Here is a 25,085-nt window from a genome sequence, read left to right on the forward strand (position 1 = left end):
CATCTCCCTATTATTGAAATATTAAAACAGTCAAACCTTAACTCCCGTGTCCCAGACACATTTAAATATAAAGAAGTGGATATATCGGATCTATTAGTGAAATATAAACTACTATATATGAAACCTTCCTACGGATGTAAGGGGCAGTCTGTATATCGGGTTGAACTAACGAATAATGGAGATATTCATATCTCTTTGCACAGCTTGGCTCCAAGGACGATTTGCAGAAAAAACGAAAATATTCAAGGGAAATTGGATGAACTTTTCAGACGAAAGCAATACATGGTTCAGCAAGGGATTCGCATGAGTCAGCTTGATCAACAATATTTCGATATTCGGGTCCTTGTTCAAAAAGAAAGTTATGGATTATTGAATTGAACGGAAAACCCCAAAAAGGCATATACAATGACCTTAAATCTTTTAAACACAAAAAACTAATTTATAGTAAACCCTTGGAATATGCTTATTATCTCTCGCAAACTTGAGTTAAATGATTAGACCTGCCCATGATGAGTTACATTGCAGGCAGAAAAAGAATGTCCATCGAGGTCTTTAAAACCGAAGCCTCCTTTTCCTTTCATGCCAAGATTAAAGTTCAGTGGTCCGACTGCAACACCTTGATCTGTTAAATACTGATGAAATTTTTCTAAATCAGGTACAAAGAAATCAATGATTCCGTGCGTAATACCGGTATATGTGTTAAGAAAAGAGAGTTTATTTTCAACATCGTCGGTTTGAACCAAATATAATGTCGGAACACCAATCCGATTACCACCTTGCAAATGCAACATGGCGGTTTCTGTAGTTTCGTGAACAACCTTTGTTCCTAAAATTTTACTATACCACTCCATAGAGTTTCTAAGATTCGATACCGGTATTTCGATTGTGGCAATACGAGGAACGATTCTCCATAAGACATCGTCATGAAATTGTTGACCTATTTTCTTTGTTGCAAATTCTTCTCCCATAATAGCTAGCAGCTCCTTCTTTAATTTTTCCTTGGATCGGCGAATTCGGCTCTCCACTGCGCTTACAGTTACATTTAAATAGTTACTAATTTCCTTTGTGCTAAAGCCGCTAATGAAGTACAAAATCGTTACCAAACGCTTCGGTTCGTCCAACTGATTGATGGCATCCCAAACATTTACATGTATCAGACGACGGTCTACAATGACCTCTACGTTATTTACGCGATTTGTGAGGTTATGGTATAACTCAATGGGTTCAGCGGGTTTGTCTTTTTTAATCCAATCCAGACATAATCGCTTGGTAATAGTAAACAGCCAACCACCAAACTTATTCCCATCCTCAAGAACGTTTATATTGAACCATGCTTTTACAAAGGCTTCTTGGGCTAAATCTTCAGCGATATGATAATCACGAATAACACTCAAAGCAGTAGCATAAACCGCATTTGAATATTTGTTCACCAACATAGAATATGACTCCACATCACCACGAGCAGCCCTTGAAACAAGTTCTCGATCATCGTTAATATTCATTTCTTTCCCTCCTCTGTTATATAGACGATAAAAAAGGATAAAACCGGTCAAATCTTCATAAAGTCTAATTCGGACAGCAGGGAGGCGCTGCAAGATCAGACCCTTTTTCCAATCGCTGTTTGACGTTCCTCCAGAAAAGTCCGCTTTCTCCGCTCTGACTATGTATCTTTTGTTCATCTTGTCTAGTCTATGAGTTGTCTAGGCGATCACAAATATACATGCCAAAGAACTACAGATACGATCTGCAGCTCTTTGGGTTTATCATAGATTCAATCTTTGCATCCTCTGGTTCTGCAGCCTGCTTTACAAAACACGTTGTATTGCGTAATCTAATCCTAAATACACTACAACAAAGGAGCCGTCCAGCATGACAAAGGATCAAATCAAGGAAAGAATCGCTGAATTAAAACACGATTACATTCGTATTCAAGAGGATATTGAAAAGATGGAATCTACAGGCGGAAGCATCGCCAATGCTGAACGCCAGCTTCAAGCTATCGAGGATGAATTGAAGCTGCTGCATCAGATGTGATCCCAACCAGTAACCTCTATATCCCGTACTTAGTCCAAAGCACCCTCCAAATTTTTGAACTGATTGTTAAACATCCGGTTATAGGCGCCTTGTTCGTTAATCAAACGTTCATGGCTGCCTTGCTCCACGATCTCACCATGATCGATGACTGTGATCGTATCCGCATCACGAATCGTATTCAATCGGTGTGCAATGATAAAGCTGGTGCGTCCCTGCATAATAGTTAACAATGCATCTTGAATATGGAGCTCGGTTCGAGTGTCGATGCTGCTCGTAGCTTCATCTAGAATCAGGATCGACGGTTTTGCTAATATTACCCGGGCAATAGCCAGCAGCTGACGCTGTCCCTGACTTAAATTGCCGCCATTCTCCGAAAGCAGCGATTCGTACTGATTCGGCAGACGTTTAATAAAAGCATCCGCATTTGCCATTATCGCTGCAGCTTCAATTTCCTCGTCAGTCGCATCCGATTTGCCGTATTTGATATTTTCCTTTATGGTGCCTGAAAATAAATACGTATCCTGCAGTACGATTCCAAAAGCTCTTCGCAAGCTGTCCCTCGTATACTCCTTGATATCTCTGCCATCAATCAGGATTCGTCCACCTGTTACATCGTAAAACCTAGTTACTAGATTGACGATAGTCGTTTTTCCAGCTCCTGTTGGTCCTACAAATGCTGTGCTGCTGCCTTCCTTTGATTCAAAGCTGATATTTTTCAGGATAGGCACATCAGGGCGATAGCCAAAGCTCACATTTTCAAATACCACATGACCCTTGGCGTTTTCCAATGGAACTGCATTCGAAGCATCCGCCGTTTCCTCCAGCTCGTCAAGCACTTCAAATACACGTTCTGCCCCAGCTACACCAGACTGCAGCACGTTAAAAATGTTCGCTATCTCATTGAGTGGTCTGACAAACTGCCGGGAATAGCTCAGGAAGCTGGCAATCACACCGACGGTAATCAAACCTTTGACAGCAAGCACGCCGCCAACTACCGCTACTGCTGCAAAACCAATGTTATTGATAACGGCCAGCAGCGGCATCAGAAAACCTGACCATATTTGAGCCTTCAGGCCTACCTCACACAGCTTTGCGTTCACAACATCAAATTCCTCAATGGCTTTTTCTTCACGATTGAAGGCTTTGACCACCTCGATACCCGAGATCGTCTCTTCCACATGTCCATTCAGCTTGCCGAGCTGCACCTGCTGGTCTTTGAACAGCACGCTCGTTCTCTTCGTAATGGTACGGGCCAATAGATAGACTAGAGGCACTGTAATCATACTGGCCAAAGTGAGCAAAGGACTCAATATCAGCATCATCACCAAGGAACCAATAATCGCGATAGAGCCACCCATCAGTTGTGTAATGGATTGCGATAAACTGCTGCTTACATTTTCAATATCATTGGATAAACGGCTCATGATTTCACCGTGTCTGCGGGAATCGAAGTAAGCGAGCGGCAGCTTTTGCAGCTTCTCAAATAAGGCCGTGCGCATCTTCATCACAATACGCTGGGAAATACCCGCCATTAACCAGCCCTGTAAAAAGGTTAGCAGAGCATCGGCAACATAAGCAGCGATTAAAGCGATGATGACCATTTCGAGCAGCTTGAAATTAACTGTCCCGCCAGTGCCGCTCGTCATCGTGTCTACCGAAACACCAATCAGATAAGGCGCGGATAGCGTAAGCGCTGCATCAATTACGACAAACAAAAACACTATGGTTAACAGCTTCCTTTCACTGCCTACATAATGCCACAGCCGCTGCATGGTAGCTTTAAAGTTCTTTGGCTTGACAACCGCTTTTCCGCGGTTCATCATTCCCGGCCTTCCCGCACCTCCCATCATGGGAATATCCGGTTGCACGGATGCCCGCTTCTGTTCATGATTCTCCGACATTTTTGAGTGTCTCCTTTCCCATCTGGGATTGGAATATTTCCCGATAAACCTCACAGCTTTTCATTAGCTCGTCATGCTTGCCTGTACCCACAATATGACCTTGATCGAGAACAACGATGGTATCAGCATCCATCACCGATGTAATCCGCTGCGCAATAATAAGACAGGTGAGATCCTTGGCGTACATTTTCAAAGCACGTTTTATGTTCGCCTCAGTCGTAACGTCAACCGCACTTGTACAGTCATCCAATATTAAAATTTCCGGCTGCCGCACCAGTGCGCGGGCAATCGAGACACGCTGTTTTTGACCACCAGAGAAGTTTACACCATGCTGTCCCAGAACCGTCTCGTAGCCTTCAGTAAACGAACTGACGAAATCATGGGCATCGGCCATTCGAGCTGCTCGCTCTACCTCTTCCATCGTGGCATCTTCTTTGCCAAACCGGATATTTTCCAACACAGTTCCCGTAAATAGCATTGTTTTCTGAGGAACTATAGCAATCTTTTCTCTGAGCTGCTTGGGATCTATGTCTTTTACATCCTGCCCATTTACACGAACTACACCTGAGCTTACATCGTAAAAACGCGGAATGAGCGACACGAGACTGCTTTTTCCTGAGCCCGTAGATCCTATAATTCCAACCGTTTCTCCAGGCAAACAAGTCATCGACAAATCTTTGATCACAGGCGGTCCGGACGTTCCTGCGTATGAAAAGCTCACATGTTCAAAATCAATTCTTCCCTTAACCGCTGATTCGTGAACGGAGTCATAATTTCCTGCCATCCCGTTTTCCTGTATAAATACTTCATTAATACGCCCTGCCGAAGCCTTCGCCCTGACAAACATATTAAACACCATCGTAATTGTCATCAGCGCAAACAAAATCTGCGTCATGTAGTTAACAAAGGCAATAATATGCCCAACCTGCATATTGCCAGAGCTGACGCGTACTCCTCCCAACCAAATCACCGTTACAATCCCAAGATTCACTGTCAGCGTAATCGCTGGACTGAATACAGCCATCGCCCTCATCGCAATCGTGGAACGAGCCTGATATTCCTGATTCGCCTGATCAAATTTATTTACCTCATAATCGAAACGGTTGAACGCCCTGACCACTCTGACTCCGGACAAATATTCCCTCATCACACTGTTCACGCGATCCAGCGCCTTCTGCACCTTCATAAAAAAAGGAAAACCTATCTTCATATTGATAAAGATGAGTATACCGACAATGGGCACGACGACAACAAGCACCAGCGATAAATGGGGATTCAAACGATAAGCCATAATAAGGGCTCCAATACAGAGTAAAGGCGCCTTGGCAAAAATCCGCATAAGTCCGTTTGCAAAGTTTTGTACCTGTGTGACATCACTCGTCAGCCTGGTGATCAGAGCTGCACGATCAAATTTGTCGATATTTTCAAATGAAAGCGATTGAATTTTTCTAAACAAATCGGAACGCAGCTCGGCTGCAAACCTCTGGGATACATGGGTCGCCATAATGTTCCGCATGGAAGCGGATACCGCACCCACCGCCGTAATCAGCAGCATGAGACCACCCATTCGCAGCACAAATTCCAGCTGCTGTTTGGCTACGCCCACATCAATGATCTCGGCCATAATACTTGGCAGCAGCAGATCGCAAACCGCTTCAAGAGTCAGGAAAGCAAAGGCAACGCTAAATAGTTTCCAATACTTGCTTGCATAAATATGTAAAAATTGCATGGAGCCGATCTCCTCCAATCGCCACAGTGTGAAGCATTTGCTTTTATTTTCATGTTAGCTGTTCAAAGCTCCGACCGTCTGCAGCCAAGCTTTCGCAATAAGCGCATGTCCGCCGGGAGATGGGTGAACACCATCCGGTGCCCAGAAGGATGCCGCCACACGGGTAGAAGCCTGGGCAAACAAACCGTCCAAACAAACCAGCCTTGCTCCGAACTCAACAGCCAATTCACGAACAACCGTAATTTTCGGATCCAAATCTTCTCTCCAGCTCTTACGATCCTCAGGGACTGGCAGCAGAAACGGTTCGATCAGAACAAGCCTTGCACCTGTCGCAGCGACCGTTTCTGTTAGCAGCTTATGATAGCCTTCGGAGAATTGCTCCGTGGAAGTCGGATCGTTGTGGTCATATCTACGCCAAGTATCATTAATTCCAATATAAATCGATACCAGATTAGGCTTCAAATCGATACAATCCTGCTGCCAGCGCTGCTTCAAATCGACAACTCTATTGCCGCTAATGCCTCGGTTTATAAATGTCACTTGCTTTTCTGGATACATTGCCGAGAACTGAGCAGCTGCCATAAGAGCATAACCTTTTCCTAAGTCATCCGTCTTAAAGCGGTTACGTCCTGCATCGGTAATACTATCTCCCTGAAATAACACCACATCATCCTGCTGAATCCAAGGTTCCATTGCTAATTCCTCCTAAGGTTCCCTACGAATTAAGTATAAAAAAGCTTTGATTATTATACCATATTTTTGAAAGACAACGACAAATAAGTATCACGTGCATGTCGAAGCATTCGCATGGGGATCACTGACCAGTCAAGTACAGAAAAAAGGAGATCCTAAGATCCCCCTGCGATTGCGAAGATAAGTCCCCTGTACGGCCGGATTCTTATGATCGCTGTATATGAGCCTTTTTAACAAGTAGCACACTTGGTCAAGCCATATTCTCCCACATTGCTTGCGTAACTTCCAAGCTTGTTTGTTCCTGTCTAAGACCTTTCAATATATCCTCCACTACACCCTCCATCAGCGCCAAGTGACCTTGAACCGTAGCTCCGGCGACATGAGAGGAGAGCAGCACGTTATCCAGCTTCGTGAGTGGATGATCTGCGGGCAGCGGCTCTTTGGTAAACACATCAAGCGCAGCGAAAAAGCGGCCTTTTTGCAGCTCTTCAATAAGCGCTTCCTCATCCAGTACATCCGCACGGGAGGAATTGATCAGAATGGCATCGTCGGGTATTGAGGCTATCATGTCTTTGGTCACCATTTTATAAGTAGCTGGAAGCTTCGGTGCGTGAATCGATATGATTGGGCAGCGCATAACCTCCTCCAGACTTGCTTTGGTAACCTTCAGCAGAGCTGCGGCTTCATCCTTTAAATATGGGTCATATACGAGCACATTCACATGAAAGGGTGCCAGCAGCTTGAGAAATGCCCGTGCGGTCGAGCTCGCCGATACCATTCCAATTGTTTGTCCCGCAAGCTCTCTGCCCTTTAATGAACTGACCCGCCATTGCCCTGCTTTTACCTGCTTATCAAAGGTGGGCATATGACGCAGTGATGACATCAATACGGTTAGGCAATATTCGCCAACACTATGAGCGATTCTCGGTGCTGCTGAAAAGATACGTACCTGCTTTGAAAAAGCTGTCGGTGGAATTCGTCCCTTAACTGTACCTGCGGCGTGTCCGATCATCCGAAGCTTTGGCGCCCGCTCCAGCATTTCCTCGGTGATACTGGGAGATCCCCAGCTGGTGAGGATCACTTCAGCCGATTCGATTAAAGCGGCCAGCTCTTCCTGTGTATAATCAGCACCCGTTTCATTCCATACTGGATCGAATTGCTCGTTGATCAGGCTTCTGCAAGCATCCGAGCAAACCTCATCTAATCTGGACTGCGGGGGTAGTATAAGTGCCTTAGGTTTTCCCATTCTCCTATTCCTTCTTTCTATAAGTTTAAGTCATAATTGCCAGCTGCGATTCTTTCACTTCAAAGCGCAGCGGCCTGTTGTTATAAAATTGCTGCAGCTCTTCTACCATTAATGTTCCTATACGCAGGCGCGAATCCGGATTAACCCCTGCCAAATGCGGTCTTACAATAACATTGTCCAGATGGCGAAGCTCGCTGTCAGCAGACAGCGGCTCCACCGTAAATACATCCAGTCCTGCATAAAATCGCTTCTTTCTTAGCTCCTCAACTAATGCAGTCTCATCCATCAAATCCCCACGCGCCGTATTAATGAGCAGAGCTCCATCCCGGATCAGCGACAATTCCTTCTGTCCGATCATCTGATACGTTTCGGGTACCTTGGGGGCATGCAGCGACAAGATATGAGATTCTGCTATCAAGCCATGCAAAGGTTTCAGCTCGACACCCCATTCTTTCGCCTGCTCTGCAGACACGAATGGATCATAACCAAGTATCCTGACACCAAAAGGTTGCAGCAGCTTCATCACCTCGCGGGCAACCATCCCCAAGCCAATCAAGCCAACCGTTCTGCCTCTTAATTCATAGGTTTCATAAGCCGCACTCTTTGCATTTCTGCCAGTACCCATTTCCTTGTTTACGGGAATGATCTTATGTCCCAATGCAAGAATCAGTGCTAACACGGATTCACTGACTGAAACGCCAATCGCATAGTTGCTGTTCAGCACACGAATACCGCGACGATAAACCTCTAATGTAGGCAGAATTGGCTTTACGGAGCCCGCCATGTGCGCAATCAGCTTGAGCTGATCGGCGTGCTTCAGTACCTCTTCGCTAATAGGAGCACTTCTCCATGTTGTGATGACGGTATCCACTCCATGAATTTGCTCGCACAGCTCCTGCTCGGTAAATGGGCGATGATGCGGATTCCATATGACATTCCCGAGCTGATGGATAACTTGCATACTTTTGTCGGTAAAGAAAAGTTCAATCTGATCCTGTGGTATTTGCACTAAAAGGGTACGCATTGAAGCAAGCATCCTTCCAATTGCTTATTTCTTGCCATTTTTCGCATCAAGCGCTTTTTGGTAAAACTCCAAATATTTTTTAAGATTCATTTTATCCAAAGTGGCTACATAGTTGGCCCACTCCTTCTCAATATCCGTATCTCCGGTAACAAAACGCGCAATGCTACTTTTCACATAATCATTGATCGTTTTATCCAATTCAGCGAGCTGTTGAGCATCTGCAGGCATGAAAAACAATGGAGGAATGATTTCATCAATTTTCGGTTTATAAGGCTCGTAATTTTTCTTGGTAATGTCGTAATACATTTTCTCTTTATCGGGAAGCTTCAGCACCGCTTGACCTGCATAATAGTCTTTGTCGGTACGATAGTTCAGGCCATATTGAGCCCAGCTCTCATTTTGTACGCGACCGAATGGGATTAACAGTCTATAGCTTGCCGGGTTGCCGTCTCGGCCCAAATCCCCTGGTTTTGCCTTTTCCCATGAGGAGCCTTCCACACCAAAATTCGAGTACAAGGAGGCTTCGAATGTATACATCGCATCCGCCCATCGCATCGTTGCTTCTGGATTTTTATTGGCGTTCGTCATAATAAATTGGCCTTTACCGTTAGAAATTTTGTCATAGGCCAGCCAAGTCGTTTTTTGCACACCGTTTGGTCCTTTAAGCGGAGCAATAGGTTGATACTCCAGCCATCTTCCACTTTTGCCTTCCACGATTGTGATGTCCGAAGGGGAATGAGCAGGAATAGCGCCGCCGATGGCAATGTCCGGATTTTCGGCAATCTTTTTCAAGCCATCCTTATCAATGGTGAAGGACTGGCGATCCAGCAGGCCGTCTTTGTACAGCTTGTTTAGATACTTCAAGCCTTCCTTCCATTCAGGCTTATTGTAAGCCACGTCTACCTTTCCGTTATTGACGATCATCCTTTTGTTTCCATCATCATAAATAAAGGAATTCATCAAAAATACGTCAATGTCTGATTTGGAAACCCCTTTAGCCGTTCCGCCGATCAGGGCGATCTCATCCGCCTTGCCGTTGCCATTCGGATCTTTTTCTTTAAAAGCTTTCAGCATGTTATAAAATTCATCAAGGGTAGTCGGTTCCTTCAAGCCCAGCTTATCCAGCCACGGTTTATAAACATACATTTTGTAATCTAGGGAGCAGTGGAAGCAATCGTTAATGTATGGTAATGTGTAAATTTTATTGCCTGGGGCTGTTACTGCGCTTTTGGCTTCAGGCATTTCAGCAAAAATTTTCTTCGTGTTATCGCCATATTTCTCGATCAAATCCGTAAAGGAAACGAATGTACCTTGTTCCCCGTATATCATCTGCTGTTCAGGAGAAACATCGAGATTCATCAGCACATCAGGCAGATTCCCGCCGGCCAGTAATAAATTCAGCTGCTCCTGGTAGCTTTTTTCATCCAAAATCGTCCAATCCACATGAACATTGGTTTTATTTTCAAGCCATTTGGTATATCCGTTCGTTTTCATGTCTTCGACTAAGCTGCTGCCTCTAATTGCGACCTTTAACGTAATTTTGTCTTTAACCACAGGGAATTGTCCCACTGGTGTTACGTTAGAAGCGGACGCGCTCTCTTTGGGCGCATTCTTGGTTTCCATTGCTGGTGCCGCCTGGTCCTTCGAGCATGCAGATAAAGCCAATGAGGCGCAGAAGAACACAGCAAGCATCATAATCAGCATTTTTCTCATACAGTCAACCTCCCTTTTCTTTTCACATTGAATACACGGGTGAATCCGACATTCAGCCCTTGATGGAGCCAATCATCACCCCTTTGACAAAATGCCTTTGTACGAAAGGATAGACAATTAACATGGGAGCGGTGGCGACAACAATCAAGGAATATTTCAGCAAATCGGCAAGCCCTTGACGAGCAATTAAATCCTCTTCGCTTGTTACCATACTTGGATCGATCTGATTCTGAATTAATATCGTTCGCAATACGATTTGAATCGGATATAGGCTGCGCTCTTTCAAATACAGCAAGGCACTGAAGTACGTATTCCAATGACTGACTGCATAGAAAAGTGCAAGAACCGCTATAATTGGACCCGACAAAGGAATAACAATCTTCCACAAAAATTTCCAATCCGTGCAGCCGTCTACCTGTGCCGCTTCAAGCATTTCACTTGGAAGTGTGGTTTGGAAATAAGTTCTCGCGATAATCACATTGAACACGCTCAGTGCCGCCGGCAGCAGCATCGCCCAACGGGTATCAAGTATACCCAGATCCTTGACCAGCAAATAATTCGGAATAATGCCTCCGGAGAACATGATCGTAAATACGAATATGAACATGATCGCGTTACGACCGATAAAATCTTTGCGTGATAACGGATAAGCAGCAGCAATGGTTAAAGCAACGTTAATCATCGTACCTATTGCTGTATAGAACAGCGAGTTTCCAAACCCCGTCCAGATTGCTTTATATTCAAATACAGCCTTATAGCCCTTGATACCCGGTTCAACTGGCCACAGCCAGACTCTTCCCGAAATAACCGCGTCCGTCGAGCTGAAAGAAGCGCTTACAATATAAACAAGCGGATACAGCACGGCTAGAAAAAATAAGCTAAGTATCGTGTAATTGACAACATTAAACAACCTGTCAACACCGGCTTCTTTAACTGTCGTATTCAATTTGTCACCATCCTCCTTTCTACCAAAGGCTGCTTTGGCCCATTTTTTTGGCAAGGCGGTTCACGGTAAGCAGTAAAATCAGATTAATCACATTTTTAAATAAACCGATAGCAGATGAATACGAGAAGTTCACGACAGTGGAGGCAAGACCAACTTTGTATACGTAGGTGTCAATAATCTCAGAGGATTGAAGATTCAGTGGATTTTGCATTAAAAACGCTTTTTCAAAACCAATTTCCAACATGCGTCCAACTTCGAGAATAAGCAAAATCATCGCAATCGGTACAATACCCGGCAGGTCAACATGCCATACTCTTCGTAGTTTGGTCGCACCATCAACAACGGCCGCCTCATGCAGTGCCGGATCGATTCCCGCCAATGCAGCCAAATAAATAATGCAGCTAAAACCGACATTTTGCCAGACGCCCGACCATACATAAATGCTTTTGAAGTATTCAGCCTGACCCAGCAGGTTTACAGTGCCAAAGCCTAAAGCTTTAAGCAGTTCACTCACAAGGCCGATACGAGGATCCAGCACCTGAAAGATGATCCCTACCATGACTACCACAGAAATAAAATGTGGAGCATAAGTGACCATTTGAACCATTTTTTTGAATTTATCGTGCATCACATAGTTCAAACTTAAAGCCAGAATAATTGGAAAAGGAAACCCGGCAGCAAGCTGATAGAAGCTTAATCCGATAGTATTACCCATAATGGTCCAAAACTCATAAGACTCAAAAAAACGAATAAAATTATCGAAGCCAATCCAATGGCTGCCCCAAATACCTTTTGTTGCTACGAAGTTTTTGAAAGCAATCTGTGCCCCATACATCGGGACATATTTGAAAATCACAATGTAAATAAAAGGAAGGGCCATTAAAACATACAGCTGCCATACTTTCGCCATATCCCTGAACAAATTCCGGCTTTTTCTTGTGTGCTTCACTGAAGACACCTTTTCTACACTTACCGATTCCACGCCCATTAGCTCACCCCCCTCCCATTCACTGCCTGCTGCTTGGAGCTAAGTGAAACGGATCCCAACCCTTTCACCCTGTCCTCTTTACTTTTCATTTCCCGTTAAGCAGTGCTTGAGCAAGAATAACTTCTGCGATCTCCATCGTTTTCAAGGCGTCCTTAAAATTCGATGAAGGCTGTGCCCCCGTCTTCAGACAATCAATAAATTCGCGATGTTTGGCCTGAAATCCACCGTATTGGAAAAGCTCAGTCCCACCTGCTTCTTCCCTTGCATCATATTCGATTCCTGCAGTATCTCCGTCCGCATACAAGTAACCTTTAGTTTCATGCTCAGCCTCAACACAAATATTCGGAGCATGCATTTCAACGGAAAATATTCTTCGTCCGCTTGACCAACTATTAATCAAATATCCGGTAGCTCCCGTATCGAATTCAATTGTAGCTGAAATGAAGTTAATATCCGGAACACCTATTCGTTTGGTGGTACTCTCAATCTTGACCACTTCGCCTCCACACATCCAGCGAATCGTATCAATCGAATGAACGGTATCATCCATCATCCGATCACGGGCACCAAGAAACGGTTCAATCTCCGATTTATAAAATTTACATACGGCATGTGTGATCGGTCCACGCTTGAGACATTCTTCTCGCAGCTTATTGACCATTGGTGAACTGCGTCTTTGAAAGCTTACCTGTGTAATACAGTTATGCTGCTCTGCCGTATATGCTAAAGCTCTGGCCTGATGAATCGTTATGCCGAGCGGTTTCTCAATATACAAATTCAACCCCTGTCTCAGACACCACATCCATACATCGTACATGATGTGCGGCTGCCCAACCGCATACACAGCATCCGGCTTGGCTTCTTCAATCATCGCTTTATAATCGGTATAACGATTCTCAATCCCATACATATCCGCAGTTTTCTGAAGTGATTCCGGGTAGACATCACAAATGCCAACAATTTCGACTTCTTCGCGGAATGAAGACAGAGAAGGATAATGGACACTGTTAGCCATTCTGCCTGCACCAATAAATACAACTCTTAGCTTCGAGTTCAACTATGCTTCCTCCCCTCAGGCAAATAGTGACTTCGCATAGGCGATATCCTCTTTGATTAAACGATCTACATCAGCTTCATTCGAATATTCGGCGCTTAGGCAGATCACTCCATTGTAATTGCGCTTTTGGAGATAGGCTGCTGCACGGGGCCAGGAAGCGAGTCCCTGACGACCCGATGTGAAATATCTTTTCCATTCTGCTGATTCGGCTTCCGGTCCGCTCAACAGCTTATAATAAGCATTCTTGAAATTGACCATACACAAATGCGACCACACGATATCGAGTCCAAACTCCGGCTGCTGTCCAGCTAGTGCATCATGTGCAGTATCCCAAATTGCCCCTACCTGCTTTGCATCATAAGCTTCCAACAGATGAAGCAGACCCATGGAATCAACAACATTATTGCCGTAATGCTGCTGGCAGCCTATTTTCACTCCATATTTTTCACAAAGCGGCAGCAGCCTATCGATTTGCTCGCGCGCCATACGCTCCGAAGCCATATAACCATGTTCATGTTTGATGACCGGCATGATGCGAATCATCGAAATCCCAGCCTCTGCGCAGCCAGCAAATACACTTTCACTCGGTTCGCTAGCTACACTGAATATTTTCAAGCCGTGATCAGCTAATTGTTGGACCAGTTGAGGCAATTGATCTGCGTTAGCGGGTTCCAATTGGTAACCGTCACGCAGAGGAAATTCAATGCCGTCGAATCCGAGATCGCTTACAAAGCTCCCCAGTTCCCAAACCGATTTATCTTTCCAAGGCTTCGTAAATACAGAAAATGAGACCGATTCTGTTGTCATATAGGGCACTCCCTTTACTTAATAGGTTAATTATGAGTTTATTAACGATTTTTGATAACGCTTTCAGATCATATGCGTTTATTTTAGCTTATAAAACTCAATTACGTCAATAATTAAATTATGTTTTAATCATCTTTGGAATTCGCTGTAATCATTTGTTGAATAACAGCATAATAAGCATGTTTTTTTCAGAAAATGCTCTTTTATTAGAGGTTTTATATTAGGGTTTATTTTATTATGTCTATTTTTTAACTTTCAATAAATTCTGCTATTCAGACGACTCTCATAGTAATCAGGATTACTGCCCAACCTCTGGAGTACCGGCTCCGTGATCTCATTTAAACGCTGAATCATTGCGGTTGACAGCTCATAAGACGCACCCTGAATATTCAATTCCAGCTGCTTGACATTGCGGGAGCCCACTATCGTTGTGCATATCGCCTCATTGGAGACGGCCCAGGCTAGTGCCAGCGTTAAGATATCGGTGTTATGCGTATTTGCCAGCAGACGAATTTCCCGAAGCGCCTGATTGATTTCTGCTTCTGCTCCTTCCTCGCCATGTCTTGTCCCTTCCCCTCTGCTATGGTGGAAATGACGTGATCTGGCTTGCATGGGCCTAAGCTCATCAAGGCTGGTTATTTTATCTGTCAATAAGCCCTGAAGCAGAGGCATATAACCTATAACGCCAATCTCATGCTGGATACAGTATGGCAGCACGCTTTCCTCAATGGCCCGAGACAGCAGATTATAGGCCATTTCATTAGCCACCACTTTTACACCTGCATCCTGCACCTCCTTCATCTGCTGTACACCATGATTACTGATGCCAATATGCCGGATTTTACCTTCCTTTTGCAAGCATTGAAGGGCTTCAAATACTTCCTGCAGCTGCGGCGGATTCGCGATCAGAGCAGCATCCTGAGTGAAATGCTTAACCGACAGCGGGCTGATCGGCCAATGGAGCATGTACAGGTCGATATAATCGGTTTGCAGCCGCTTCAGGCTAGCCTCACAATGAGCTCTGAGGACTGCCGGCTGCGTATTCGAGGTGCTAACCTTACTGCCGATAATTGCCTGAGAACGCCTGCCTTTAAGCGAAATCCCGAGTGCCAGCTCACTTGCTCCATCATTGTAAACCTCAGCCGTATCGAAATAGTTCACGCCCATATCCAGCGCCTTGTGTACGACCTCATCGACATCTTTTTGACTTTGCTCTCCCCAATAACTGCCGCCTCCGTATTGCCAGCAGCCCATACCGAGCACACTGATTTCGATCCCCGAAGCGCCTAAGGCTCGTTTTTTCACGATTCTCCTCCTCCGTTATCGTGCGGCAGGCTTGATGCCTAGTTCCTCACAACACCTTTTTTCAAAATCAGGTTGCCTTTGAAGGACTTATCACCTGTCGCAACAATAGCAAAAGCTTTCAATGCGCGCTCATAAAAGGAAAAACGTTCCTCATAACCAAAATCCGTGAATCGGCTTTCATAAGGACAGATCAGACTGCGGTACACTTCCCAAACCTCGGGTTTCGGGTCAATTGGCTGCAGTGACATCACGACCGCCGGATGCTCTACAGCATGATCCAAAGGAAATAACGGAATGATCGCCTGAAGTAAATCTGGAATCGAATGTCCGTCACTTCGTACTAAGCGCAATGCATGCGAAGCAGCAGGAAAGTTACCATCCGCCAAAATAATCTCATCGCCATGCCCCATTTCCATCAGGATCTTCAAAAGCTCAGGTGATAATATGGATGGAATTCCTCTTAGCATCATTCAACCCCCCATTGCAATGGCTTGCCAAGCACCTCATTAAGAATCATTTCCAGATCATTCTAACATCGCTTTAAACTTATGTAAATATTTAAATTAACCCAATCTTTTTCATTGAGATTGATATCATTTATGCTATAATGAGAACCATCATGATTCTTGTTTTTGATGTTTTACTGACAGAATATAAGATAGGGTGCTGTTATGAGCAACAATGAAATTAGAGATCAAAAGGGCAGTAAACTGACTATTTTACAAACACTGCGCATACAAGGCAGCATGTCGAGAATTGAGCTTACCCGCATTACAGGTTTGAGCCGAGCAACCATTTCCATTTCGATAGCTGAATTGATAGAGAACGATCTGGTGTGCGAAACCGACAATCGTTTATCTACCAAAGGGAGACCCGCTACCGCGTTGGAGCTGGTACCGAATTCCAGAGTGATTATCGGAGCCGATCTGGATAACAAGACCTGGACGCTTGGTGCCTTCGATCTGCTCGGCAATGTCATCAAGTCCATGAAAATTCCCGTATATACATTCGAGCCAGAAGAAACCTTTAAAGCCTTGGCAATAGAAATTTCAAGCTTCGTCAAAGGTTTGGACAAGAGCCCGATACCTTTGCTCGGTTTAGGTGTACCCGGTTTGGTCGATGCCAATCACCGCATGATCCGGAGCGCTGCTGATCTGGAATGGAATCAAGTCGATGTCGCAGGCATCATGGAAAAAGAAATCGGCTGGCCAACGGTCGTCGTGAACCGACACAGAGCCAGGGGGTTAACGGAATGCCGCTACGGATCAGGGCTTTCCTACAACAATATGATCTATATCGGGGTTGGCATGGGTATCGCAGCAGGCTTATATATTAACCGCCAGCTGCTATCTGGCTCGCTCGGAGGCGCCGGTGAAATCGGTCATACTACCATTGAGCCCTCAGGGCCGCTCTGTCCTTGCGGCAATCACGGCTGTCTTCAGGTGCTGGCTGCAGGCCCTGCGATTGAGCAGGAATTTCGCAAGCTAGTCCGTTCTTCCGAGCATGAGCTCGTGTACCCTTACCAAAATATAGATCTTCAGTTCCTGAAAATGCATGATGTATGCGCGGCAGCGGAGGATGATGATAAGCTCGCCGTTCAGGTTATAAGCAATGCCGCTTCCTATCTGGGAATTGCCATGGCCAATCTGCTTAATACGTTTAATCCGGAAGCTATTATCTTAGGCGGCACGATTCCTAATGCCAGCACATTATTTGTAGAAACGGCCACTAAAGTCATGCGCCAACGGGCGATGCGTCCACTGTCCGCTGACACGATAGTCAAAACCTCCGTATTCAAGGATATCGGTGGTGCACTTGGTGCAGCTAACTTCGCTTTTGATAAAAACATATCGATTTCGATTTTTAATTAATCACAAGAGACTGTCCCAAAGCCCCCACTTTGTATGTATGTAGACAAAAAATAACCTTCAGTTCCACTTAACTAGTGGTTTTGAAGGTTATTTTTTCACATATTTTGGGATATAATCATTACTCTTTTGGGGCAGCTCCACTTGTTATGAAAAAACTACGGCTTCAATCATCCTTTTAAAGCCCCAACCATAACACCTTTCACAAAATATTTCTGAAGGAAAGGATAAAGCGCTAAAATAGGGATCGTTGACACCATAATTGTAGCGTATTTAATCGTTTCTGCGACATTTTGACTTTCATTGAGTGCTACATTCTGACCCATCATCATTTCCATGTTATTGTCAATGAGAATGTTACGCAGAATCAATTGCAGCGGAAACAATTCCTTATTGCGCAAAAATATATTTGCTTGGAACCAACTGTTCCAATGTTGAACCCCATAGAACAGAATCATAACGGCAACGACAGGCACCGCTAGAGGTAAATATACCCTGAATAAAATGGTCATGTGACCTGCTCCATCCATAACTGCCGATTCTTCCATATCTCGGGGTATGCCCATAAAATATGTTCTCATCAAGATGAGGTTGAAGGTATTGATTGCACTGGGCAAAATTAATGCCCATATGGTGTCGTGCAGCCCCAGTCCCCGAACAGTTAAGTAAAAAGGGATAAGGCCCCCATTAAAAAACATGGTAAAAACAATAAAAAACATAATCCCATTTTTCCACATGATATTTTCTCTGGACAAGAAATAAGCTCCGAGCGAGGTCAATATCAAATTGATCGTTACGCCCACAACAAGTATAAACAGAGTGTTTTTATAGCCTATCATAATATTCGGGTTTTTGAAGACGGCCTCATAAGCGGAAACTGTAAAGCCTTGCGGCCAGAACATCAAGCCCTTATGAGCAATAAACAGGTTTCCGTTGCTGAACGAAGCCGCGATAATATAGATAAAGGGATATAGCGTGACTATGATCAATAGCAGCATGATGATGACATTGACGATATCAAAGATTTTCTCTGCAAACGTGGATTTATTCATGATTAATCCCTTCCCTTACCATAAGCTGCTGCCGCTGGTTCTTCTGCTGAGATAATTAGCAAAAATTAACAGAACAAAATTGATTACCGAATTGAAGAGCCCAACTGCTGTACTCAAGCTGTAATTGAACTCAATAATCCCCTTGCGATATACATAGGAGGAAATCACATCTGCGGTTTCATACGTTGCAGGATTATACAATAAAATAATTTTTTCAAATCCGACGTCCATCATATGCCCCAATTTTAGAATAAGTAAAATAAGGATTACAGGCCGAATGCCCGGTAAGGTGATATGCCAAATTTGCCTCCATTTATTGGCTCCATCGATTTTGGCAGCTTCATATTGCTGCTGATCAATGCCGGTGATAGCTGCAAGATAAATGATCGTGCCCCAACCTACACTTTGCCAAATCTCGCTCGTTATATAAATCGTTCGGAAAGAATCAGCTTTCTGTAAAAAAGCGATCCGTTCTCCTCCGAGTGCTGCGATTACGTCGTTGATTAATCCATCTGACAAAGTAAAGTCGCGAATAATGCCCGCAACCACAACCATAGTAATAAAATGTGGCATGTAGGTGATCGATTGCGTAATTCTTTTAAACACTTGATTTTTCAACTCATTAAATAAAAGGGCCAATATGATCGGAGCAGGAAAACCGATAATCAAGCTATAGAAGCTGATCAGTATCGTGTTTTTCAAGACTCTCGTGAAATAGATGCTATTAAAAAACTCTCTGAATTTAGCAAAACCAACCCACGGGCTGTCGATAATTCCTTTGGCTGGTACATATTCCTTAAATGCAATGATTGCTCCGTACATAGGCGCATATGAAAACACAATGTAGTAGATAACCACAGGAAGCACTAGAAAATATACCGCTTTATTACGGATAAAGTCTTTTCGTGCTCTGACCAAGAATGCTGTTTTTTTGTTGACAGCACTCGCTGGCGCCTGAATGGAAGATGAATTCATAGAGTAAATCTCCTTGTATCCGTTTTTTAAAGCTAATTTACACCGCAAGAGGCCTGCAAGGACAGGGAGATTTAAGATCAAATCTCCCTTTAGCAGCTTATCTCTTTTTGTAGCGGTCGTATGCAGCTTGCTTCAACTTAATCGCTTTCTCAATGCCCATCTTTTTCAATGTATTCACGTTATCATCAAAGGTATCGATCGATATCGTTCCTAAAATATATTTGATTTCCGTTTCCAACACGTAAGCGTTGATATCGGCCATAATTTGTGCTATTTCATTTGATTCCTCTGTGGTATGAGTGATTGGCGGAATAGCATATTTTTCATGGTCTGTATCTCTCCATTTGCCAATGGCTTCAATCCACTTTGGACCCCTTGACGATTCGGCATCTCTTTGAATTTGCGGGAAATTCGTATTTTTACCATAGACTTGTCTCGCCTGATCCACAGTCAATTTATCTGGATTCTTTAAAATTAGATCCGTATATTTCACTTTTCCATTTTCCATCGTATAACTGACGCCTTCAGTACCGTAGGTTACGAGTGTTGATCCTTCTTTAGAGTAAAAATAATCTAACCATTTGGCAGCAGCCTCCACATTCTTGCTCTTAGCCGAAATCGCACCGGAATTTCCACCCGGATAGGCATTCTCAAGATGGCCGAACTTGGACTTTACCCCTTTTTGAAGGGCAGGGTACGCAATGCCCATGTAATTAGCTTGGGGCAGGCTTTCCCGAGTTGAGTTATGGTACTGGTCGTTGCGGCTTCCTAATTGAATAGCGGCTCCACTGCTCCCTGTCGTCATCTTCCGATCCACGGTATTCGAGTCTATTGAAGCAAAATCCTTATCGAGTAGGCCATCTACGTACCATTTGCGCATTAATATCATAAAATCCTTGTACTTTGGCTGCATATTACCGAACACCACTTGCTCATTCTCCAGATAAAAGCCGTTCATAACCCCGAAAGCACCGGAAAATGCTCCTGTTGAGAAAAAGCGAGATGCCAAAAAGGTTAAGGGAGCTGCTGCATTTTTCTTTTCTTTAAACGCCTTCAGAACCGTGTACCATTCATCAATCGTTGCAGGCACAGGCAATTGCAATTCATCCAGCCAGTCTTTTCTGATGATCGGACCTACATATGTTTTATCAAACTCGGATCGAATAAACGGAAATGCATAATAAGCTCCATCATCCGTCCGTATATCTTTAGCGATTTGCGGATTTTCCTGCAGCACCTTCTTGAAATTAGGAGCATATTTATCGATGACATCATTAAGCTTCAATATGTACCCCTGATCAATAGCCCTCTTGGGTCCTCCCGGAAAATTAAGCCAATTGTTCATCCATACGTCCGGTAAATCATTCGAGGCCAGAATCAGATTAAACTCCTGGGTATTCATTCCGGCCCCACCCATATTTTTGGTCTTGATTCCTGTTTTTTTCTCAAGCTCTTCAAAAAAATGATGAGGGGGAGTTAATTCTTGAGCCGCCTTGTCCTCTCCCATTCTTGTTAAGGTGACATCAACCAGTTTCGCATTATTAGAAGCAGCAGGGGCAGAATTAGGAGCATTTTGAGCCGTACATCCTACAGTAGCAAGAAGAGCAAGAATGACAATAAATCGGTTGCGGTTTTTCATGTGACCTCCTGTATTGATGTTAGTTTGGGATCCCACCTTCACTATAGTAAGGACAACTGCATATATCAATCAGCATTAAAAAAAGAGTTGTCAAAAACCAAAAAAAGGCAGTCGACGATTTGAAATGGATTGTTCGATTGTTAAAAAACCCCATGGTTTACCATGAGGCTTATGAAATAGCTATACTAACAGACCTTATTGCCCATTAAATTGATACTTTCCTGGTGTAATGCCCTGGTATTTTTTAAACACCTTGATAAAGGTACTGCTGCTTGTGAAGCCCGTATTTCGCGCGGTATCTTCAATACTATCCCCTTTAAGGAGCAGCCGCTTGGCATGTTCAATTCTTGTTTGACAAATAAATTCATGTAATCCCTGGCCTTTCTGTTCCTTGAAGAGCCTCGACAAGTATTGTGGGGTCATTGAGAAGTGCTCGCCGAGCAAAGACACACTAAGATTCGGGTCATGATAATTCTCTTGAACAAATTCAGTCACATGCTCATTTTTTACAAGATTCGAAATACTTTTGTTTTTACTTTCAATGTGTTCACAGACATAATTAAATATTTCAAGCATTTGATATTCAATTTCAAATTTCGTATTGCATTTAAGCAGTCGACGAAAAGGTCGCAATTCTTCCCAAACCGAACCGTCACGCTGATCCTGGATCAGCTTCATCATCGTGCTCACCAGATCAATCATGATACATTTCAGCATTTCTATAGAAGTATTTCCTTGGTTAAAGCTGCTCTGGATCACACCCGTTACAAGCTCACGTGCCTCTATAAAGTCACAGCTTTTAAGCAGATTGATCAATATGAGCTCTTGGTTGACTGTGTAATAATAGTCTTTATTGGTGTGCTTCAGATCACCGTACCAGACCACCTTTTCATCCCCCAACAGCATTAAATATTCGAGCGCCTCCAAGGCTTGCATAAAGGCTTGGTGAATACCTCCCAGTCCACTTTGCAATTCACTTATCGTTGACGCAAATTGAAACTTGTACCTTTGTTCAATAAATTCCCTAGCTTCTTTCAGTTCTGCCTCTAAGTTATCCTTCCAATCATCGAAGCCTGCGGGATGTATATTCAATACAGCTGCAAGCGTTCCGTCCATATCTGTGAAATGGAGTGTATGCCGAGAACCAATCAGCTCGGTAACCACATTGGAAATAATAAACTGCAGCAATTGAAACTCATTGGAAGCCCCCTTGTCACTTTCTAGATGGAAGAGCATAACCAGAAAATAATCGGAAGACCAATATATTTGATAGGCTTTGGAAGCCTCTTCAAGAGATTGCTCCTTCTCAATATGGCCTTTCATCAATCGGGATAAAAAATAGTTCCGCAGCAGCTTAATATGCTGAACCTGTTTATGATTACTGTCGTCTCTTTCCTGAATTGTTTTTATAAAATGCCGACGTATCAATTCAAATTCGTCTTGCTCTTTCTCTGCAGGAGCAAAAACTTTCCCTGTTACAAATCTGACTAGCTCCTGTATCGGATTATAGTTTTTTCTGGCGAATACCAGGATCAGCACACCGCCAATGATAAAACATATGAACAAACCAAGCAGATTCAAATTTCGTAAGTGCTCTGCTCTTTCCCAGAAAACTTCCGCCGGAATCATACTCACATATTTCCAATCAACCACACTGGACGAAGCGTGCGAAATCATAACCTTATGTCCTTGTACATTCTCGAAAAAGGGCTCGTCCTTTTTATGTTCCATTTCGCTATAATGTATAGATAAAGGAATCCCAGCCCCTTCGGTATGAAAAACCATCTGATCATTTTTATCGAGAATAAGCACTTGACCATACTGAATCCAATCCATATTTTTTAGAATTTTTTCTATTTTGTTGTTGTTCAATGTTATGACAAGTGTACCTAACGGCTGGTTACTGTTATCAATAGGCAAGGACTGCACAAGCGCGGCGGTTTCGTTCAGAGAGCCGTTATCACGCGTAGGAAGGACCCGGTATTCTTTAATATAATTACTTCTAGCAAATTTCTGCCAATCCTTAAAAGAAAAGATTGCGCTTTCATAATACATTTGATAAAAATGACTTTCTTCCACGAAGGTATCTGGTGTCAGCACCATATTCATATTTTTGGAGTATACATATATATCTTTAATAAAATCATTGTATAGCAAGTAGTTATGAATTTCTTGTTTGGTTTTATAAATTTGAAATGGATTATAACTCCCCTTTTGTTGATCCATCTCCAGGTATTTTCTGATATCGGTATTAATGGATATTTGATTGCCAAGCTGTTCTGTCTGCAGTAACCCGCTATCCACGATAAATTTAACCTGATTAAGTAAAGCTTTATTAGCCCGTTTAATCTCATACTCCACGATGCTCCCGGTTTGAATATAAATGACAGCGCTGATCAGTATCGGAATGAATAAAATCACGCCATACGAGATCATCCATTTGATCGCGACACTATTTTTGAAATGCATTCGCATCATGACCCAATTACCCCCACAGCCTAAATTGAACTAATTTCATTGTTCATGCTTCCTTTAAGGCTAATTTCAATCATTGGTTGGTAATGCAAGTGTTTAGCATACGCAAGCTGACTTGATAAGCGTATACCGACCTTGTGGATTCTGTTGGATTTATTATAGAGGAACTAACAAATGCGCACAACAAGATCTTAAATAATCGCTGTGTTCCCTTGTATTCATCTTGCTCCCATAAAAAAAAAAACGGAGCGGCGAGCATTCGCACATCTCCGTTTTTTGCATAGTGTTCTAAACATAATAAGGTAATAATTAAAGTCAAGGTATTGAATGTCAAATGGAGTATAGTGACCATCAGGCAATCAGCTTGATACCTGCCAAAATAATACCGATCAAAAATCCACAAATCGCGCCATTTACCCGAATCCACTGTAAATCGCCGCCGATTTTATCCTCCATCAGGGTAATCAACGTTTTATCGTCAAAACGATCAATGTTTTCACGAATTAATGTGCCAATTTTGTGGTGATTCGCTTCTATCCAACGGGCAATTTGCTCACGCAAGCCGCTCTCCAGCCGTTCCAGCAGCTCCTCGTTGGCACAAACCTGATCAACCAGCTTGCTCACCACCGGGATCACATAGGCCTCTACATAATCGTCACGGTGCACAAATTCGAGTGCTTGAGCCTGCAAACGCTGCAGCAGCTCGAGCAGCTTCTCCTCTATCTTCCATTCGTCCAGCAGCTGTGCTTTCCAGCGATCCATTTCGATGGCTACCTGATATTGGTTGCTCGGATTATCCAGCCAGCCGTGTATGGCGCGCATGACCGCTTGGCGATTAGGATTGTTGGGTGATCTCAGCCCCTCTAGCCCATTCAGCATAAACTGCTGGATCAAGCCGCCCAGCTTCTCATCATTGAAAAATCCGGCAAAAGCGTTAAGCGCAAACTGCATCATCCCGCCTGCATTCAGATTTTGCAGCGCCTGAGAAGCCATCGCGCCCATCCGGTCGCGTATTTCCGGCTTCATAATTAGCTGCTCTGCCGTATTCAGCGCAAAATCGAATACCTTTTCATCGTAGCCTCTTGTGTACACTTGCTGCAGTCCCTTTTTGAGCAAATCCTGCAAATCAAGAGCATCAATCATATGGCGGACTTCCCGTTCGCCTAATGCTGCGAGCTTCTCAAGCGGCACCTGACGAATCGCATATTCACTGAGCGTCACCAAGCCGGTCTTGGCCGAATTTGTACTCAGCTGCCCTGCCACCCCCTGTAAAGCTTTGGATACTAGCGGCACCTGAGCCAGCTTGTCCGTTATGCTTTGCTTGCTCAGCAAATCCTCCTGAATGGTGTTGACTAAAGCTCTGGACACCTTTTCGCGATTTTTGGGCAATAAGGCCGTATGTGGAATCGGAATGCCGAGCGGATGCCTGAACAGCGCTGTCACTGCAAACCAGTCTGCAAGCCCCCCTACTAGCCCCGCTTCAAATCCGCTTTGTAAAAATCGAACCCATGTCGGCCCTTCGACAAATAAGGTTCCAATAAATCCAGCCGCCATAACAACAAGCGACACGGTTGCTGTGTATCTCGAATTGCTTCCCATCCCTAATGTCACCATCCTTCATGTCAGCACCTGT

General features: G+C 43.8%; 22 protein-coding genes. 4 read left to right on the forward strand and 18 right to left on the reverse strand.

Features of this window, described 5'->3' with window-relative positions; all coding sequences use genetic code 11:
- The first annotated feature begins 18 nt into the window (after window positions 1–18).
- Both BM210_RS36240 and BM210_RS36245 read left to right on the forward strand, forming a co-directional pair.
- Window positions 19–378, forward strand: coding sequence for a YheC/YheD family protein (locus tag BM210_RS36240; RefSeq protein ID WP_371263482.1), 360 nt, complete (start codon window positions 19–21; stop codon window positions 376–378).
- Entirely contained in the window at window positions 375–485 is a 111-nt protein-coding gene (locus BM210_RS36245; protein ID WP_371263476.1) for a hypothetical protein, read from the forward strand. The genes BM210_RS36240 and BM210_RS36245 overlap by 4 nt, the downstream gene beginning before the upstream one ends.
- Before the next feature lie 9 nt (window positions 486–494).
- Here BM210_RS36245 and BM210_RS13900 read toward each other — a convergent pair whose 3' ends face one another.
- Window positions 495–1,502, reverse strand: a complete 1,008-nt coding sequence (locus BM210_RS13900) for a sigma-70 family RNA polymerase sigma factor (RefSeq protein ID WP_177237801.1) — start codon at window positions 1,500–1,502, stop codon at window positions 495–497.
- 367 nt (window positions 1,503–1,869) lie between these two features.
- On the opposite strand from BM210_RS13900, the gene BM210_RS34810 reads away from it, so the two are divergent.
- Complete coding sequence (locus BM210_RS34810; RefSeq protein ID WP_177237802.1) at window positions 1,870–2,034, forward strand: SE1832 family protein; 165 nt, start codon at window positions 1,870–1,872, stop codon at window positions 2,032–2,034.
- Between the two features lie 29 nt (window positions 2,035–2,063).
- Here the strand turns inward: BM210_RS34810 and BM210_RS13905 are convergent, their stop codons facing one another.
- From BM210_RS13905 to BM210_RS13960, 12 genes are all read right to left on the reverse strand, one after another.
- Complete coding sequence (locus BM210_RS13905; protein WP_256223613.1) at window positions 2,064–3,884, reverse strand: ABC transporter ATP-binding protein; 1,821 nt, start codon at window positions 3,882–3,884, stop codon at window positions 2,064–2,066.
- Window positions 3,885–3,918: 34 nt separating this feature from the next.
- Window positions 3,919–5,664 (reverse strand): ABC transporter ATP-binding protein, encoded by a 1,746-nt coding sequence (locus BM210_RS13910; RefSeq protein ID WP_091169067.1) that lies wholly within the window; start codon window positions 5,662–5,664, stop codon window positions 3,919–3,921.
- 54 nt (window positions 5,665–5,718) lie between these two features.
- A complete protein-coding gene (locus tag BM210_RS13915) occupies window positions 5,719–6,357 on the reverse strand; it encodes an SGNH/GDSL hydrolase family protein (protein WP_091169069.1) in 639 nt (212 codons plus the stop codon).
- Window positions 6,358–6,607: 250 nt separating this feature from the next.
- The gene (locus BM210_RS13920; RefSeq protein WP_091169072.1) at window positions 6,608–7,603 is read right to left on the reverse strand and encodes a hydroxyacid dehydrogenase; all 996 of its coding nucleotides are present in this window, start codon (window positions 7,601–7,603) and stop codon (window positions 6,608–6,610) included.
- 25 nt (window positions 7,604–7,628) lie between these two features.
- Window positions 7,629–8,627, reverse strand: a complete 999-nt coding sequence (locus BM210_RS13925; protein WP_177237803.1) for a hydroxyacid dehydrogenase — start codon at window positions 8,625–8,627, stop codon at window positions 7,629–7,631.
- Between the two features lie 24 nt (window positions 8,628–8,651).
- The gene (locus BM210_RS13930; RefSeq protein WP_091169077.1) at window positions 8,652–10,340 is read right to left on the reverse strand and encodes a type 2 periplasmic-binding domain-containing protein; all 1,689 of its coding nucleotides are present in this window, start codon (window positions 10,338–10,340) and stop codon (window positions 8,652–8,654) included.
- 52 nt (window positions 10,341–10,392) lie between these two features.
- On the reverse strand, window positions 10,393–11,286 hold the full coding sequence (locus tag BM210_RS13935) for a carbohydrate ABC transporter permease (RefSeq protein ID WP_091169079.1): 894 nt from the start codon (window positions 11,284–11,286) through the stop codon (window positions 10,393–10,395).
- 19 nt (window positions 11,287–11,305) lie between these two features.
- A complete protein-coding gene (locus tag BM210_RS13940; RefSeq protein ID WP_177237804.1) occupies window positions 11,306–12,274 on the reverse strand; it encodes an ABC transporter permease in 969 nt (322 codons plus the stop codon).
- Window positions 12,275–12,359: 85 nt separating this feature from the next.
- Window positions 12,360–13,331, reverse strand: coding sequence for a Gfo/Idh/MocA family protein (locus BM210_RS13945; protein WP_218184928.1), 972 nt, complete (start codon window positions 13,329–13,331; stop codon window positions 12,360–12,362).
- A 15-nt stretch (window positions 13,332–13,346) separates the two neighbouring features.
- On the reverse strand, window positions 13,347–14,138 hold the full coding sequence (locus tag BM210_RS13950) for a sugar phosphate isomerase/epimerase family protein (RefSeq protein WP_091169082.1): 792 nt from the start codon (window positions 14,136–14,138) through the stop codon (window positions 13,347–13,349).
- Between the two features lie 255 nt (window positions 14,139–14,393).
- Complete coding sequence (locus tag BM210_RS13955) at window positions 14,394–15,443, reverse strand: aldo/keto reductase (protein ID WP_091169083.1); 1,050 nt, start codon at window positions 15,441–15,443, stop codon at window positions 14,394–14,396.
- Window positions 15,444–15,481: 38 nt separating this feature from the next.
- Window positions 15,482–15,910: an RbsD/FucU family protein gene (locus BM210_RS13960; protein ID WP_091169086.1), complete on the reverse strand. Its 429-nt coding sequence runs from the start codon at window positions 15,908–15,910 to the stop codon at window positions 15,482–15,484.
- Between the two features lie 204 nt (window positions 15,911–16,114).
- On the opposite strand from BM210_RS13960, the gene BM210_RS13965 reads away from it, so the two are divergent.
- Window positions 16,115–17,314, forward strand: coding sequence for an ROK family protein (locus BM210_RS13965; RefSeq protein WP_091169088.1), 1,200 nt, complete (start codon window positions 16,115–16,117; stop codon window positions 17,312–17,314).
- A 167-nt stretch (window positions 17,315–17,481) separates the two neighbouring features.
- Here the strand turns inward: BM210_RS13965 and BM210_RS13970 are convergent, their stop codons facing one another.
- From BM210_RS13970 to BM210_RS13990, 5 genes are all read right to left on the reverse strand, one after another.
- Window positions 17,482–18,363, reverse strand: a complete 882-nt coding sequence (locus tag BM210_RS13970) for a carbohydrate ABC transporter permease (protein WP_091169090.1) — start codon at window positions 18,361–18,363, stop codon at window positions 17,482–17,484.
- 15 nt (window positions 18,364–18,378) lie between these two features.
- Window positions 18,379–19,338 (reverse strand): ABC transporter permease, encoded by a 960-nt coding sequence (locus BM210_RS13975; RefSeq protein WP_177237805.1) that lies wholly within the window; start codon window positions 19,336–19,338, stop codon window positions 18,379–18,381.
- A gap of 97 nt (window positions 19,339–19,435) precedes the next feature.
- Window positions 19,436–20,977: an extracellular solute-binding protein gene (locus BM210_RS13980; protein WP_091169091.1), complete on the reverse strand. Its 1,542-nt coding sequence runs from the start codon at window positions 20,975–20,977 to the stop codon at window positions 19,436–19,438.
- 195 nt (window positions 20,978–21,172) lie between these two features.
- Window positions 21,173–23,455: an AraC family transcriptional regulator gene (locus BM210_RS13985; RefSeq protein WP_091169092.1), complete on the reverse strand. Its 2,283-nt coding sequence runs from the start codon at window positions 23,453–23,455 to the stop codon at window positions 21,173–21,175.
- Between the two features lie 348 nt (window positions 23,456–23,803).
- On the reverse strand, window positions 23,804–25,051 hold the full coding sequence (locus BM210_RS13990) for a DUF445 domain-containing protein (protein WP_177237806.1): 1,248 nt from the start codon (window positions 25,049–25,051) through the stop codon (window positions 23,804–23,806).
- Window positions 25,052–25,085 lie beyond the last annotated feature (34 nt).

The sequence above is a fragment of the Paenibacillus sp. 1_12 genome, from assembly GCF_900114475.1.
Taxonomy (GTDB): domain Bacteria; phylum Bacillota; class Bacilli; order Paenibacillales; family NBRC-103111; genus Paenibacillus_S.